15 protein-coding genes are annotated in these 15,642 nt (G+C 64.7%); 11 read left to right on the forward strand and 4 right to left on the reverse strand.

The window, feature by feature from the left end:
- The first annotated feature begins 5 nt into the window (after positions 1–5).
- Positions 6–740, forward strand: a complete 735-nt coding sequence (gene fliP, locus ACSSV8_RS04310) for a flagellar type III secretion system pore protein FliP (RefSeq protein WP_454281615.1) — start codon at positions 6–8, stop codon at positions 738–740.
- Here the strand turns inward: fliP and ACSSV8_RS04315 are convergent, their stop codons facing one another.
- Positions 741–1,628, reverse strand: a complete 888-nt coding sequence (locus tag ACSSV8_RS04315) for a MurR/RpiR family transcriptional regulator (protein ID WP_454281616.1) — start codon at positions 1,626–1,628, stop codon at positions 741–743.
- 130 nt (positions 1,629–1,758) lie between these two features.
- Here ACSSV8_RS04315 and ACSSV8_RS04320 point away from each other — a divergent pair, with 130 nt between their 5' ends.
- The 8 genes from ACSSV8_RS04320 (at position 1,759) to ACSSV8_RS04355 (ending at position 10,583) form a co-directional block, all read left to right on the forward strand.
- On the forward strand, positions 1,759–2,523 hold the full coding sequence (locus ACSSV8_RS04320; protein ID WP_454281617.1) for an N-formylglutamate amidohydrolase: 765 nt from the start codon (positions 1,759–1,761) through the stop codon (positions 2,521–2,523).
- Positions 2,516–3,124, forward strand: a complete 609-nt coding sequence (locus ACSSV8_RS04325) for a TRAP transporter small permease subunit (protein WP_454281618.1) — start codon at positions 2,516–2,518, stop codon at positions 3,122–3,124. Before ACSSV8_RS04320 ends, ACSSV8_RS04325 begins: the two co-directional genes overlap by 8 nt.
- On the forward strand, positions 3,114–4,436 hold the full coding sequence (locus tag ACSSV8_RS04330) for a TRAP transporter large permease (protein ID WP_354539038.1): 1,323 nt from the start codon (positions 3,114–3,116) through the stop codon (positions 4,434–4,436). The genes ACSSV8_RS04325 and ACSSV8_RS04330 overlap by 11 nt, the downstream gene beginning before the upstream one ends.
- A gap of 67 nt (positions 4,437–4,503) precedes the next feature.
- A complete protein-coding gene (locus ACSSV8_RS04335; RefSeq protein ID WP_354539039.1) occupies positions 4,504–5,541 on the forward strand; it encodes a TRAP transporter substrate-binding protein in 1,038 nt (345 codons plus the stop codon).
- A gap of 94 nt (positions 5,542–5,635) precedes the next feature.
- The gene (locus ACSSV8_RS04340; RefSeq protein WP_454281619.1) at positions 5,636–6,991 is read left to right on the forward strand and encodes a glutamine synthetase family protein; all 1,356 of its coding nucleotides are present in this window, start codon (positions 5,636–5,638) and stop codon (positions 6,989–6,991) included.
- Between the two features lie 75 nt (positions 6,992–7,066).
- Entirely contained in the window at positions 7,067–8,446 is a 1,380-nt protein-coding gene (locus ACSSV8_RS04345; protein WP_454281620.1) for an aldehyde dehydrogenase family protein, read from the forward strand.
- Complete coding sequence (locus ACSSV8_RS04350; protein ID WP_454281621.1) at positions 8,443–9,588, forward strand: iron-containing alcohol dehydrogenase; 1,146 nt, start codon at positions 8,443–8,445, stop codon at positions 9,586–9,588. The genes ACSSV8_RS04345 and ACSSV8_RS04350 overlap by 4 nt, the downstream gene beginning before the upstream one ends.
- Positions 9,589–9,833: 245 nt before the next feature.
- Positions 9,834–10,583 carry a phosphate ABC transporter ATP-binding protein gene (locus ACSSV8_RS04355; protein ID WP_354539151.1) on the forward strand — a complete coding sequence of 250 codons (750 nt, stop codon included), beginning with the start codon at positions 9,834–9,836 and terminating at the stop codon, positions 10,581–10,583.
- A gap of 9 nt (positions 10,584–10,592) precedes the next feature.
- Here the strand turns inward: ACSSV8_RS04355 and ACSSV8_RS04360 are convergent, their stop codons facing one another.
- The 3 genes from ACSSV8_RS04360 to ACSSV8_RS04370 all read right to left on the reverse strand — a co-directional run bounded on the left by ACSSV8_RS04360 (position 10,593) and on the right by ACSSV8_RS04370 (position 13,785).
- The gene (locus tag ACSSV8_RS04360; RefSeq protein ID WP_454281622.1) at positions 10,593–11,651 is read right to left on the reverse strand and encodes an alpha/beta hydrolase; all 1,059 of its coding nucleotides are present in this window, start codon (positions 11,649–11,651) and stop codon (positions 10,593–10,595) included.
- Positions 11,652–11,708: 57 nt separating this feature from the next.
- Positions 11,709–12,605, reverse strand: coding sequence for an RNA polymerase sigma factor RpoH (gene rpoH / locus ACSSV8_RS04365; RefSeq protein ID WP_354539043.1), 897 nt, complete (start codon positions 12,603–12,605; stop codon positions 11,709–11,711).
- 139 nt (positions 12,606–12,744) lie between these two features.
- Complete coding sequence (locus tag ACSSV8_RS04370; RefSeq protein ID WP_354539152.1) at positions 12,745–13,785, reverse strand: RluA family pseudouridine synthase; 1,041 nt, start codon at positions 13,783–13,785, stop codon at positions 12,745–12,747.
- Between ACSSV8_RS04370 and ACSSV8_RS04375 the strand changes: the two genes are divergently transcribed.
- Entirely contained in the window at positions 13,784–14,095 is a 312-nt protein-coding gene (locus ACSSV8_RS04375; protein WP_454281624.1) for a DUF6476 family protein, read from the forward strand. The two genes, ACSSV8_RS04370 and ACSSV8_RS04375, sit on opposite strands and share 2 nt — an antisense overlap.
- Before the next feature lie 167 nt (positions 14,096–14,262).
- A complete protein-coding gene (locus tag ACSSV8_RS04380; RefSeq protein WP_454281625.1) occupies positions 14,263–15,633 on the forward strand; it encodes a porin in 1,371 nt (456 codons plus the stop codon).
- Positions 15,634–15,642 lie beyond the last annotated feature (9 nt).

Here is a 15,642-nt window from a genome sequence, read left to right on the forward strand (position 1 = left end):
GCGCGATGCGCGCACTCATCGGGGCGCTGGTCCTTCTGACCGTGCTCTGGCTCGGCGCGGGCCCCGCGGCGGCGCAGGACCTGTCGATCTCGCTCGGCGAGGGCGGGTCGATCTCGGCGCGCACGATCCAGCTTGTCGCGCTTATCACGGTGCTGAGCCTGGCGCCGGGGCTGGCCATCATGATCACCGCCTTTCCGTTCATCGTCACGGTGCTGGCGATCCTGCGGCAGGGGATCGGGCTGCAACAATCGCCACCCAACATGCTGCTGGTCAGCCTCGCGCTGTTCCTGACCTGGTTCGTGATGCAGCCGACCTTTACCGCCGCCTGGGAGCAGGGCATCGCGCCGCTTGTCGCCGAGGAGGTGGACCTGACCGAGGGGCTGGCGCGGGCCATCGCGCCGTTTCGCGGCTTCATGGCCGCACGGCTCGATCCCGAGACCTTTGACGCCATGGCCGCGCTGCGCCCCGATGCCGCCGCCATCATCCCCGGCCCCGAGGCCCCGCTCTCGGTTCTGGTGCCAAGCTTCATGCTGTCGGAGATTGCGCGGGCCTTTCAGGTCGGTTTCCTGATTTTCCTGCCGTTCCTCATCATCGACCTGGTGATCGCGGCGGTGCTGATGTCCATGGGCATGATGATGGTGCCGCCGGCCATCGTGTCGCTGCCGTTCAAGCTTGCGTTCTTTGTCATCGCCGACGGCTGGTCGCTGATCGCCACAAGCCTCGTGCGCGGCTACATGTGATCACGTCTCGCGGAAGAGGCGCGTCATCTCGAAAAGCCGGTCGAGCCGTTCGAACCGGTCGCGCGCGTCGGGCCAGCGCTCTTCCTGCGTGGCCGCGATAAGCGATTCCACCAACGACAGCGTGGCGATATTGCTGTCCCAGGCCGAGGGGATCTCGCCCCAGCAATTGAAGGTGATCTCGGCCACGCCGGCGACCGGGCTGGCCCATTGGTCGGTCACGAGGATCACGCGCACGCCGCGCTCGGCGGCGATGCGGGCAAGGCGCAAGAGGTTCTCCTCGTAGCGGCGCATGTCGAAGATCAGGAGCGTGTCGCCCGTCCCCATGTCGATCACGTAATGCGGCCAGCTTGCCGGCGCGGCGGTGAGATGCCGGACGCCTTCGCGGATCGCCTGGAAATGGGTAAAGGCATATTCCGCGAGCGAGCGGGTGATGCGCCCGCCCACCACATAGACACCCGGCGCGGTGGCCAGCGCGCGGGCCGCCGCATCGAACTGTTCGGTGTCGATATTGGCGAAGGTCTGGCCAAGATTCTGGGTCACGGCGGCGGCAAACCGGTTGAGCAGATGCGAGGACGGCGCCTCGGCGGCCCAGACCGCGCGACGCTCGGCGGGACCCGAGACCTTGGCCTGAAGCTCTGCCAGAAGCGCCTGATGGAATTGCGGATAGCCCTTGAATCCCAGTTTCTGCACCAGCCGCGCCACCACCGGGGCCGAGACCCCGGCGCCTTCGGCGGCGGCGGTGATGCTGGCCAATCCGGCACCGGGGTAATTCTCCAGGAGCGCATTGGCAAAGCGACGCTCGGATTGCGTCAGCGCCGCGTAATGCAGGCGGATGAGCTGGCGCACGGTCGGCGCGGCGGGTTTGGCCTGAGGCGCGGGATCGGTCACGGGATGACCCTCCGGTGATGGATTTCGCGGCAGCGCGCGCGCTGACAGCGAGACCGCGAAAAAGATTTCTGGAAATATATTGACGAAAATCATCCCGCGTGGAAAGCTTTTTCCAAAGTGGGGAGCCTGCATGACCGGAACAGCCGAAAATCCCGTGGAAATCCTGAATCCGCACGGGCGCGGCGCGGCCATCCTTGTCTGCGAACACGCCTCGAATCACATCCCCGACGCCTATCGCGGCCTCGGCCTCGATGCGGCCGCACGCTTCAGCCACGCGGCCTGGGATCCCGGTGCCCTTGCGCTGGCACAACTCTTGTCGCAGGCCCTCGACGCACCGCTCGTCGCGGGGCGCATCTCGCGGCTGGTCTACGATTGCAACCGTCCGCCCGACGCGCCCTCGGCCATGCCCGAGCAGAGCGAGACCATCGCGGTGCCGGGCAACCGGGGCCTCGACGCAACCGCACGCGCCGCGCGCGCGAAAGCCGTCTACGAACCCTTCACCAAGGCCCTCACCGAGGTGATCGCCGCGCGCCAGACCCCAGCGGCGCTTGTCACCGTCCACAGCTTCTCGCCCACCTGGTTCGGCACCCCGCGCGCGGTGGAGCTTGGCATCCTGCATGACGCCGATGCGCGCCTCGCCGATCTGATGCTGTCCGGGGCCCCTGCCCTGCCCGCGCGGCGCATCGCGCGCAACGCGCCCTATGGCCCCGAGGATGGCGTGACCCATACGCTGCGCCTGCACGGGCTGGCGAATGATCTGCCAAATGTCATGCTTGAGGTGCGTCAGGACCTGCTGACCACCGAACAGGCACAGCGCCAGATGGCCGATGAAATACTGATCCTGCTACGCCCCGCGCTGGCAGCCCTCGGCCTTGGGGAGGCGCAGGATGCGTAACCTCATGCGCGGCTACATCCGCCGGATCGACCGGATGAACCGCTTCATCGGACGCATCGCCATGTATCTCATCTTTGCGCTGATGGGGGTGCTTCTGTGGTCCTCGGCCTCCAAGACCTTTTTCAGCCCTGCGCTCTGGACGCTGGAGACGGCGCAATTCGTGATGGTGGCCTATTACATTCTGGGCGGGCCCTATTCGATCCAGATGGGATCGAATGTGCGGATGGACCTGTTCTACGGTGACTGGTCGGACCGCACGCGCGCCATGGTCGACGTGGTCACGGTGTTCTTTCTGCTCTTCTATCTCGGGGTGCTGCTCTATGGCGGGATCAGTTCCACCGCCTATTCGCTGGGTTATTTCGGGACCGAGCCGCTGGCCTTCTTCTGGGACCTGTTGCGCAGCCTTGTCACCGGCGGCTATGACGCCGCCGCCGCCAAGACAGGCGTGCTGGAGCGCAGTTCGACCGTCTGGCGGCCGGTGATCTGGCCGGTCAAGACGATCCTCTGTTTCGGCGTGTTTCTCATGCTGTTGCAGGCGCTGGCGGAGCTGTGCCGGGACATCCTGCGCCTCTCCGGCGAGGAGGTGCCCCGTGCCATATGAGATGATCGCGCTCTTCATGTTCGCGACCATGATGGTGATGCTCTTTACCGGACAGCGCGTCTTTGGGGCCATCGGCTTTGTCGCGGTGATCGCGGCGCTGCTGCTCTGGGGGGACCGGGGCGGGTTCGACATTGCCTTCGCCTCGGCGATCAAGCTGATGAAATGGTATCCGCTGCTGACGCTGCCGATGTTCATCTTCATGGGCTATGTGATGAGCGAGAGCCGCATCGCCGACGATCTCTACAAGATGTTCCATGTCTGGATGGGACCGGTGCGCGGGGGTCTGGCCATCGGCACGATCGGCCTCATGGTGCTGGTATCGGCCATGAACGGCCTCAGCGTGGCGGGCATGGCCATCGGGGCCACGATTGCCCTGCCGGAGCTTTTGCGGCGCGGCTATGACAAGATCATGGTCACAGGCGTCATTCAGGCCGGATCGAGCCTTGGCATCCTTGTGCCGCCCTCGGTGGTGCTGGTGCTCTATGCGATGATCGCACGGCAACCGGTTGGGCAATTGTGGCTGGCGGGGATCATTCCTGGGCTGATGATGGCCACGCTCTTTGTCATCTATATCTATGTGCGCTGTCGGTTGCAGCCGCATCTTGGCCCTGTCCTCCCGGCCGAAGAACGCACCATGCCGATGCGCGAAAAGCTGCGGCTCCTGCGCGCGGGGCTTCTCCCGCTTTTCATCTTCGCGGCGATGATGGTGCCCTTCGTCAACGGCTGGACCAGCCTTGTGGAAAGCTCGGCCATCGGCGCGATGACGGCCTTCATGGCCGCCGTGCTCAAGGGGCGGATGACACGGGCCGTGTTCGAGACCTCCGTGCGCATGACGCTGGGGATTTCGTGCATGTTCATGTGGATCATCCTTGCCGCGCTGGCCTTTGGCGCGGTCTTCGACGGGCTGGGGGCGGTCAAAGCGATCGAGTCCCTCTTCACCGAAAAGATGGGGCTCAGCCCGTGGATGATTCTCATCCTGATGCAACTGAGCTTCATCATCATGGGCACGTTTCTGGACGACACCGCCATGCTGGTGATCGTAGCGCCGCTATACGTGCCGCTTGTGGGCGCGCTTGGTTTCGATCTGATATGGTATGGTGTGCTTTACACGATCACCACGCAGATTGCCTACATGACACCGCCCTTTGGCTACAACCTGTTTCTGATGCGGGCCATGGCCCCGCCCGAGATCACGCTGCGTGACATCTACCGCTCGATCCTGCCTTTCGTGCTGGTGATGGCGGTGGCGCTGGCGCTGGTGATGGCCTTTCCGCAGATCGCGCTGTGGCTGCCGCAGCTGGTCTATGGATGATGGAATAATCCGAGAACTCCGCCAACGGAGCGAACCCCTTTCGAGCAACCAACAGGAGGACGACACAATGACCACCAGAAGAAAGTTTCTCACCACCGCGGGCGTCGGCGCGGCGGCCACGCTGGCCAGCCCCGCCATCGTCAAGGCGCAGGCCCCGATCCGCTGGCGGATGCAGACCTATGCCGGCGGTGCCCTGGGCGAGCATGTGACCAAGCCGATGGTCGATTACGTCAACAGCGCCGCCAATGGCGAGATGGAGATCGAGCTTTTCTACGCCGATCAGATCGTGCCCACCGGAGAGCTTTTCCAGGCGCTTCAGCGCGGCACCATCGACGCCGTGCATTCGGATGACGATTCGATGGCCTCGCCCACGCCGCTGCGGCAGTTCGGCGGCTATTTCCCCTTTGCCACCAAGCATATTCTCGACGTGCCGGTGCTCTTCAACCAATACGGCCTCGCCGATATCTGGCGCGAGGAATATGCCAAGGTCGGCGTGCAGTGGATATCCGCCGCAGGACAGGATCCGTGCAACTTCAACACCAAGAAGGAAATCACCTCGGTCGCCGATCTCGACGGGCTCAAGCTCTATACCTTCCCGACCGCCGGCCGGTTCCTGGCGAAATTCGGCGTCGTGCCGGTGAACATCCCTTACGAGGATGCCGAGGTGGCGGTGCAAACGGGCGAGCTTGACGGCATGGCCTGGTCCGGGATCACCGAGGATTACACCGTGGGTTGGGCGAATGTGACCGACTATTTCCTGACCAACAACATCTCTGGCGCGTGGATCGGGTCCTGGTTCGTCAACCAGCGGCAATGGGCCGATCTGCCCGATCACCTCAAGCAACTGGTCATGGCCGCGACCGAGGCCGGGCATACCTATCGCAACCAGTGGTATTGGGGCGGCGAGGCGCGGCTGCGCGCGACCGGCGACAAGCTGGAGTTGCGCACGGTGCCTGCCAACGAGTGGGCCGAGGTGGAAAACGCCGCCAAGGACTTCTGGAACGAGGTGGCGCAGGAAGGCGAGATCGAGCAAAAGATCGTCGGCATCTTCCGCGCGTATAACGAGGTCATCAACCAGGCCGGCCCGCCCTATACCAACGGCTGAGCCCCCCGCGACAAGACCCGTCCGGCCCCGCACGACCGGGGCCGGACATTGCAAGACATAGACAAGTGACGCGCAGAACAACAAGGACGCCGCCATGGCCCTCACTCTCGAAGACCTGAAATCGAAGGTTGCCGCCGGCACGGTCGATACCGTGCTTGTCTGTCTGGTGGACATGCAGGGCCGCCTCATGGGCAAACGGTTTCACGCGAGCCATTTCCTCGCCAGTGCGTGGCAGGAAACCCATTGCTGCAACTACCTGCTGGCGACCGACCTTGAAATGACCACGCCCGAAGGCTTTGCCGCGACAAGCTGGGAACGCGGCTATGGCGACTATACCATGAAGCCCGACCTCTCGACGCTGCGCCTCATGCCCTGGCTCGAGGGCACGGCGATGGTGCTTTGCGACGTGCTCGACCACCACAGCCACGCGCCCGTCCCCCACAGCCCGCGCGCCATGCTCCAGAGCCAGATCGCGCGGCTTGACGCCATGGGCTATCAGGCGATGATGGCGACCGAACTGGAATTTTTCCTGTTCGAGCAGAGCTTTGAGGAGATCCGCAAGTCGGGTTATCGCGACCTGACGCCGATCTCGGGCTATAACGAGGATTACAACATCCTGCAAACCACGCGCGAAGAGCATGTGATGCGCCCGGTGCGCAATCATCTGGTGGCGGCAGGCATCCCGGTGGAAAACACCAAGGGCGAGGCCGAAGCCGGGCAGGAGGAACTCAACATCCGCTATGCCCCCGCGCTCGACATGGCCGATTACCACACCATCGCCAAGCACGCGATCAAGGAGATCGCCCATCAGCAGGGCCATGCGGCGAGCTTTCTGCCGAAATGGCACCAAAAGCGCGTCGGCTCGTCGAGCCATGTGCATCAATCGCTCTGGCAGGACGGCAAGCCCGCCTTTGTCGATGCGGCGGACAGCCTTGGCATGAGCGCGCTGATGAAACACTACATGGCGGGGCTGCTGAAATATGCGCCCGATTACACCTATTTCCTTGCCCCCTACATCAACAGCTACAAGCGCTTCCAGAAGGGCACATTCGCACCGACTCGCATCCTGTGGTCGGTCGACAACCGCACCGCCGGGTTCCGGCTCTGCGGCGCAGGCTCACGGGCGGTGCGGGTGGAATGCCGGGTGGGCGGCTCGGACCTCAACCCATACCTCGCCATGGCGGCGATGCTGGCGGCGGGGATGAAGGGGATCGAGGACCGGCTGGAACTGGCCCCGCCCGCGCGCGGCGATGCCTATGCGGGCAACACGGGCCGCATCCCCGAGACGCTGCGCGACGCGCGCGAGGCGCTCATGCGCTCGGATTTCCTGCGCGCGACCTTCGGCGACGAGGTGGTGGACCATTACGCCCGCGCGGCGGAGGTCGAGATCGAGGATTTCGACCGGGTTGTGACCGATTACGAGATCGCGCGCGGCTTCGAGCGGGCGTGAGGGCGGCAAGGCCGGACATGAGTATTTGAAGAACGATGAAGGGCGGGCCGGGTGCCCGCGATCAAGGATGCGATCATGACGACACTGACATGCATTTCGCCGATCGACGGATCGGTTTTCGCCACCCGCGAGGCGATGACGCTCGACGAGGCGCGCGCGGCGGTGGCCGAGAGCCGCGCGGCGCAGGCCGCGTGGGGCGCGCGCCCCTTGCAAGAGCGGATAGACCTCGTGATGGCGGGCGTAGCCGCCGTGGGTGCGATGAACGATGAGATCGTGCCCGAACTGGCGCACATGATGGGGCGGCCCGTGCGCTATGGCGGCGAATTCGGCGGCTTCAACGAACGCGCGAGCCACATGGCGGCGATTGCCGAGGACGCGCTTGCCGATATGGAGGTGGGCGAGAACGCCACGTTCCGCCGCTATATCCGGCGGGTGCCGCATGGCGTGGTGTTCGTCGTGGCGCCGTGGAATTACCCCTACATGACGGCGATCAATACCGTGGCCCCCGCACTCATTGCCGGAAATGCGGTGGTGCTGAAACACGCCACGCAGACGCTGCTGGTGGGCGAGCGCATGGCGCGGGCCTTTCACGCGGCGGGCGTGCCGGAGGCCGTGTTCCGCAACGTGTTCCTGGATCACGACACCACATCGGCGCTCATTGCCGGGGGCGCGTTCGATTTCGTCAACTTCACCGGCTCGGTGGGGGGCGGCCAGGCGATGGAACGCGCGGCGGCGGGCACCTTCACCGGGCTGGGGCTGGAGCTTGGCGGCAAGGATCCGGGTTACGTGATGGAGGATGCCGATCTCGACGCGGCGGTGGCGACGCTGATCGACGGGGCGATGTTCAATTCCGGGCAATGCTGCTGCGGGATCGAGCGGATCTATGTGCATCAGAGCCTTTTTGACGCCTTCTTGGAGAAATCCGTGGCGCTGGTCAGGGGCTATCGCCTCGGCAACCCGCTCGACCCGGAAACGACGCTCGGACCGATGGCCAATGCCCGCTTTGCCGCCGAGGTGCGCGCGCAAGTGGACGAGGCGCTGGCGATGGGGGCCACGGCCCATATCGAAACCTTCCCGCAGGACGATGGCGGCTGCTACCTGACGCCGCAGATCCTCACCAATGTCAGCCACGACATGCGCGTGATGCGCGACGAGAGTTTCGGCCCGGTGGTGGGGATCATGCCGGTGAGCGGCGATGCCGAGGCAATCCGGCTCATGAATGACAGCCCCTTCGGCCTCACCGCTTCGCTCTGGACTTCTGACATCGAGCGCGCGGCGCGGGTCGGCGATGCGCTCGAGACCGGCACCGTGTTCATGAACCGCGCCGATTACCTCGATCCCGGCCTGTGCTGGACCGGCTGCAAGCAGACGGGCCGGGGCGGCGCGCTCTCGGTTATCGGCTATCACAACCTCACCCGCCCGAAATCCTATCACCTGAAGAAGGTCACGTCATGACACTTACCGCCAACTGGTCCTATCCGACCGCGATCAAGTTCGGGGCAGGCCGCATCGCGGAACTGCCCGCCGCCTGCGCGCAGGCGGGTATCACACGGCCCTTGCTGGTTACCGACCGCGGGCTTGCGCCGCTGCCCATCACCGCGCGCGCACTCGATATCCTGCGGGAAGCGGGGCTGGAGCCGGGGCTTTTTGCCGAGGTCGATCCCAACCCCAACGAGATCAACCTCGACGCGGGCGTTGCCGCCTACAAGGCAGGCGGGCATGACGGGGTGATTGCCTTTGGCGGCGGCTCGGGGCTCGACCTGGGCAAATGCGTGGCCTTCATGGCGGGGCAAACCCGGCCCGTGTGGGATTTCGAGGATGTGGGCGATTGGTGGACGCGCGCCAATGCGGACGCCATTGCCCCCATCGTGGCCGTGCCCACCACAGCCGGGACCGGATCCGAGGTGGGGCGTGCGAGCATCATCACCGATGCGGCCACCCACGCCAAGAAGATCATCTTTCACCCCAAATTCCTGCCCACCGTGGTGATCTGCGACCCCGAACTGACCGTGGGGATGCCGCGCGCGATCACCGCGGGCACCGGGCTGGACGCATTCGCGCATTGCGTCGAGGCGTTTTCCTCGCCGCATTACCACCCGATGAGCCAAGGGATTGCCATTGAGGGGATGCGGCTGGTGATCGAGAACCTGCCGCGCGCCTACGCGGACGGCACCGATATCGCGGCGCGCGCGCAGATGATGAGCGCGGCGGCCATGGGGGCGACGGCGTTTCAGAAGGGGCTTGGCGCGATCCATGCCATGAGCCACCCGGTGGGCGCCTATTTCAACACCCATCACGGGACCACGAATGCGGTCTGCATGCCTGCCGTGCTCGATTTCAACGCGGACGCGATCCGCGACCGGTTCGACCGGGCGGCGGGCTATCTGGGCATCACGGGCGGGTTCGACGGGTTTCGCGCCTTTGTGCAGGAGTTCAACGACAGCCTGGGCATCCCGCGCGGTCTGGCAGCACTTGGCGTGACCGAGGCGGCGATTCCCGACCTGGTGAAAGGGGCCATCGTCGATCCGTCCTGCGGCGGCAATCCGGTGGCGCTGACCGAGGAAAACCTCACCGCGCTCTTTCACGCGGCGATGTGAGGGGGCGCGCCTGCCGCTCGACCGGTCCTCTGGTCGGGCGGCGCGGCGCATGGCAAGCGGAGCCGCGTGTAACGGTTCCATGAATTTTCCATGAAATCACGGGCGGGGCGGGATCAGATCAAATGCGCGTCGCTTTCTCTCGGGCAGCCTGCGGGCAGGACAAACGCCGAGGGAGACCGCCCATGTTCGACACCGACAACACGCCCGAAACACAGCCACGCGCCCGCTCCAACCGCCCGCCGGTGATGGAGGTGCGCAAGCTCAATCTCTGGTATGGCGAGAAACAGGCCCTGATCGACGTGACTTTCGATCTTCACGAGGGTGAGATCCTTGCGTTCATCGGGCCATCCGGATGCGGCAAGACGACCGCGCTCAAGTGTCTCAACCGGATGCACGAGGGCACGCGCGACCTGCGCCTGACCGGGCAGATCACCATGCACGATCAGGATATCCACGCCCCCGATGTCGACCCGCCGATGCATCGACGCCGCTTTGGCTGGGTCGCGCAGAAGCCCAACCCCTTCCCCATGACGATCTGGCGCAATGTGGCCTATGGCGCGCAGATCCACGGCATCACCGACAGCCGCGCCGATCTTGATGCCCATGTCGAGGATTGCCTGCGCCGCGCCCATCTCTGGGACGAGGTCAAGGACAAGCTGCATACCATGGACGGCACCGCATTGAGCGGCGGGCAACAGCAGCGGCTGTGCATCGCCCGCGCGCTCTCGACACGGCCCGAGGTGCTGTTGATGGACGAGCCCACCGGCTCGATCGACCCGATTGCCACGGCGGCGATCGAGGATCTGATGCTGGCGCTCAAACCCGATCATGCCATTGTCGTCGTGACCCATTCGATGATGGAGGCGCGGCGGCTGGCGGACCGGGTGGCCTATTTCCATCTTGGCCGCTTGCTCGAGATCGGGCCGACCGAACAGGTCTTTACCGCCGCGCGGACGGTGGAGGCGCGCCGTTTCATCGCCGGGAAATTCGGCTGAGGCGCGCGGTCAGCGCGGGTTGGTGGGGATAAGCGGCAGTTGCTCGGCCACCGCGCGCAGAAGGCCCCGCCCCTCGCGCTCGGCCCGTGTCATCACCGAGTTCAGCAGCGAAATGGCGGCGGGCGAGGTAAGCGGCACGGAATGGTTGAGCGCCGCGCCGCCTTCGGAGAGTGCCGTCACGTCGATCACCCGAACATCCGGGCGCTCGATCTCTGCGGCCTCGGCGATGACCCCAAGGCGCGGCTTGCGTCCGGTGATGAAGCCCGAGACGCTGAGCGCGCGGTCGCGCTGCGTGATGAAGATGAGGAAGGGCTGCGGCAGGGTGCCAATCACCTCCGCCTGCCGCGCGAAGAGGTCCGGATCGATATCCGGGGCGACAAGCACCACGCCGCTCAGCCGGCCGAGAAGCGCGCGATCCCCCCTGAGCGCGATCTGGCGGAGTGTTTCCATGGTCAGGTGAGAGCCCATGGAATGGGCAAGCAGGAATACCTTGTCACCGGGCCGCGCGGTCAGGTCGCGCAGGGTCCGTTCGAGGTCATCCCGGGCATAGAGCACGCTGTCGCGGTCATAGAGATAGCCGCGCGGATCGCCCGCCGAGGGCCAGGCGAAGACCACGCCGGGCATTTTCACATCGAAATCGGTGACGATCTGCGCGGTGCGAAAGACCACCTCGGACAGCGTGCTGTTGTAGCCATGCACGAAAAGCAGCGTCTCGCGTCCCGGCACGGTGCGGCGCATGTCGGAGACAAGCGCGCGCGCGTCGGGGTAAATGCCCGCATCGGTCACGACGAAATCCGTGGCGGCATCGGGGGCCACCTTGGGCCAGGCAATCCGGCCGGGACGGTGTGTGGGCGGCACCGAGACGTCGATGCGGAAATGTTCCACCTCTCGGGGCCGGTCATACCCGAAGATCGAGCCGCCGGTGTCGAGCCTGCGCCCGGTCACGCCGAAAACAGGCACGATGGTGGCCGCCGGATCGGGGGCGGCGCGCATGGCCACGGGGCGCGGTGAACAGGCCGCGACGACCATGACCAGAAACAGTGCCAGACCCCGCGTGCCGATACCCATGCCCTATCCCGACCGTTCCGACGATGTCTTATGTCAGGGGCGCGGGCGGGCCAAGGTTCAGTTGGTGCCCAGCATCCCTTTTTCCTGCGCCAGCGTGCGCATCCGCTTTTGCAGCTTCTCGAAGGCACGCACCTCGATCTGGCGGATACGCTCGCGGCTGACGTCATATTGCGCGCTGAGATCCTCAAGCGTGATGGTCTCTTCGTTGAGACGGCGCTGCGTGAGGATGTCGCGCTCTCGCTCGTTGAGCACGTCCATCGCCAGCGTGAGCAATTCGCGCCGCGCCTCAAGCTCGTCGCGCGCCTCGTAATCGCCGGCCTGATCGGCGTCTTCATCCTCGAGCCAGTCCTGCCATTGCATCGTGCCTTCGCCCTCGGTGCCGACCGTGGCGTTGAGCGAGGCATCGCCGCCGGACATGCGGCGGTTCATGCTGATCACGTCCGCCTCGGTCACGCCGAGATCATGGGCGATCTTCTTGACCGCTTCGGGGCGCAGGTCGCCCTCTTCCAGCGCGCCAAGCTTGGCCTTGGCCTTGCGCAGGTTGAAAAACAGCTTTTTCTGCGCCGAAGTGGTGCCGAGTTTCACAAGGCTCCATGACCGCAGGATATATTCCTGGATCGACGCCCGGATCCACCACATCGCATAGGTGGCCAGCCGAAAGCCCTTTTCTGGGTCAAACCGTTTCACCGCCTGCATGAGGCCGACATTCGCCTCCGAGATCACCTCGGCCACCGGCAGGCCATAACCGCGATAGCCCATGGCCAGCTTGGCCGCGAGGCGCAGGTGGCTGGTGACCATCTTGTGCGCGGCCTCGGTGTCCTGCTCCTCGACCCAGCGTTTGGCGAGCATGTATTCCTCTTCCGGCTCCAGAAGCGGAAACTTGCGAATCTCCTGCATGTAGCGGTTCAGCCCGCCCTCCGGCGTCGGAGCAGGCAGATTTGCGAAATTGCCCATGCGGTTATCCCTCCTGATCGTATTTATTCCCGTAGACCTGTGCAGTCCTCCCGCGAATTCAAGAGAACTTATGTCAGGTATCTTAACGCAACGTGACGGCACTTCCGGCGAAATCCGCCAAATGTTTCTAAAACTCACGTCATCCTGTCGGGCTGTCATCGCTCCCGCGCAGCGCGGCGAGAAGGGCGCGCATATCCTCGGGCAAGGGTGCGTCAAAGCACAGCCACTCATCGCTCAGGGGATGGGTGAACCCCAGACGACCCGCATGGAGCGCCTGCCGGGGAAACGCCCGCGCCGCCTCTGCGGCACCCGGCGGCAGGGCGCGGGCGGGCAGGCGGCGACGCCCGCCATAGACCGGATCGCCGATGAGACCATGACCCGCGTGGGCCATGTGCACCCGGATCTGATGGGTGCGCCCGGTTTCAAGCCGACATTCCAGAAGCGCTGCCGCTCCGCCAAAGCTCTCGATCACCCGCGCGCGCGTCACCGCGCGGCGCCCGCCATGGGCCACAACCGCCTGACGCTGCCGGTCGGTGCGGTGGCGGGCAAGCTCTGTGATGATGCGCAGCACGCCGCCCGGCTCGAACGCCACGCCCGCCAGCCCGCGCAGGCGCGGATCGCCCGCATCGGGCACGCCATGCACCACCGCGCTGTAGGCGCGCTCGGCGGTGTGGGCGGCGAATTGCGCGGCCAGCCCCTGATGAGCGGCATCGGACTTGGCCACCACCAGAAGGCCGCTGGTATCCTTGTCGATGCGGTGGACAATGCCGGGCCGCCGTGTGCCGCCCACGCCAGAGAGCCGGTCGCCGAAATGATGCAGGAGCGCGTTGACAAGCGTGCCCTCGGGGCTGCCGGGCGCGGGATGCACGACCATCCCCGCAGGCTTGTCGATGACGATGAGGGCGTCATCCTCAAAGACCACGTCAAGCGCGATGGCCTCCGGCTCCATATGGGTCTCGCGCATCTCGGGCAGGGTGATGTCCACGCGGTCGCCCTCGGCCACGCGCGCCTTGGCATCGGTGACCGCCATTCCGTTGACATGCACCGCCCCCTCCTCGATCAGCCGCGCGAGGCGCGTCCGCGAGAGCGCGTGCGCCTCTGGCACATCGCGCGCCAGCGCCTTATCAAGGCGGGGGGGCGGATTGGCCCCGATGGTAAAGCCGAGCAGGTCCTGCCCCATGTCCGAGCCCAATTCCGAAGGTCCTTCGCCGATAAATCCGGCCTCGCTGCGGTTTCTAATGCGGCTGGTCACGGTGCTGACCGCCACGATGATCCTCGGGCTTCTAGTGATCGTGACGCTCTTTGTCACCCGGTTCCGGAGCGCACCCGATCTGGCGCTGCCTGAAAGCATCACCCTGCCCGAGGGCGCGCGGGCCACCGCGTTCACCCAGGGCAAGGGGTGGTATGCGGTCGTGACCGAGGACGAGCGCATCCTGATCTACGATCGCATCAGCGGAGGACTACGGCAGGTGGTGGACATCCAGGAATAGCGTCATTTTGTCGCAATTCGGCAACAGCTTTCGGGAATATCGGGCCGCATCGGTCTTAATTCTTTTATCAAAACTGACGTAGCGTAAAGATAACGCATTGGACCTTCTGCGTCGCTCGTGGGGAATTCAGCATGACTTACCTCAAACTCACGCTGCCCGCCCTGCTCATGTCCTCTGTTCTCGCCTCGCAGGCCAAAAGCGAACCGGTGTTTTCGGGAAATTTCGGCCTCGCCTATAACGAAGGTTCAGGAGCGAGTTCCGCCGAGGACTTCGAAGTCCCCGACCGCATCCGGTTCAACCATCGTCTTGTGGCCGACAACGGGATCACATTCGGCACCCACATAGACCTGGACGATCGCCGGACAGCCGAGGAAATCGACGAAGCATTTGTCTCTCTCAGCGGAGATTTCGGACGCATCCATCTGGGCGATGCAGACGAAAGCGTTGCGAACGTCCGGCGGCCCGACGGGTTTGTTGCGGGCGGCTGCGCCCAACGGAGCGACGACGGTTCCTATCAAATCGGCAGCAAGTTTCGCCTCGACGGTCTAAGCCTGAAAGTCGGCTACCTGGGCTTTCTCGATGACTCCAAGCGCTCGGCGCTGGCCACCGAGGACGGCCTCGGCAACGTAGTCAATCCCGCAAGCAGCTTCGATTACAGCCTCAAGGGACTGTATGCCGACGCGCGGATCGGGTATTGCTATGATACCGGGCGACTGTTTCCCACCAAGCTGGGGGCGACGTTCAGCTTTACCGATCTCGGGGCCGACGATTCCTTTCAGAATCAGGCGCTGCCTTACGGGCTTGGAATCACCGGTGTGGGCTACGCGCCGGGCGTATTCATCAACGCGCCCACAGACATCCGCTACGGCAATTTCAGTGTTGATCGGACGAGTTTCGGCGGCGGGCTGGAGATCGTGCATCCATTCGGCGTGACGATGCCGCGCAACGCACGCTCTGGCTCTCTCGGGGTGCCGTTTGCCCAGAACGAGGTATTGCGCATCAACAGCGCGATCCTAGGTGTGAATTTCGACTTCGCCGATCAGGACGAACGGGCAGAGTTCCTGACCGATACCCCTGCCTTTGGCGCGGGCTCTGCGGCCAATGTGCGCTACGACACCTCTTTTGATGTCAAGACGTTCGGTGTCTATGCGGGCCTGCAACAGGAACGCCATGCCATCAACGGCAACGGCGTGACGACCTCGGGCTATCTTCGGACTACGGTCGGATATTCCTTTGTCGACGTCGAGGCATTCGACCGGGTTCAGGCGATCGGGTTGGGTGGCGCACTCAACATCAACAACGGCAACCGCTTCAGCGAGAGCGAAGGCATGGAGACCTTTTCCATTTCCGCCGGGCTGAGCCGGACCAAGGGCAACCTGTCGGGCGGATTTACGGTGGCTGCGCAATATGGCGGCCTGCCGCTCATCGACTATTTCAGGCCCGACTCCACCGTCGGAGGTGTGCCGCTCGACCCGGAAATCGACGTCGACGGTGATTGGTCATTCCGGATCGGCGCGAGTGTGCGGCTGTCGTTCTGACAGCGACAG

Source organism: Roseovarius sp. MBR-79, assembly GCF_053628555.1.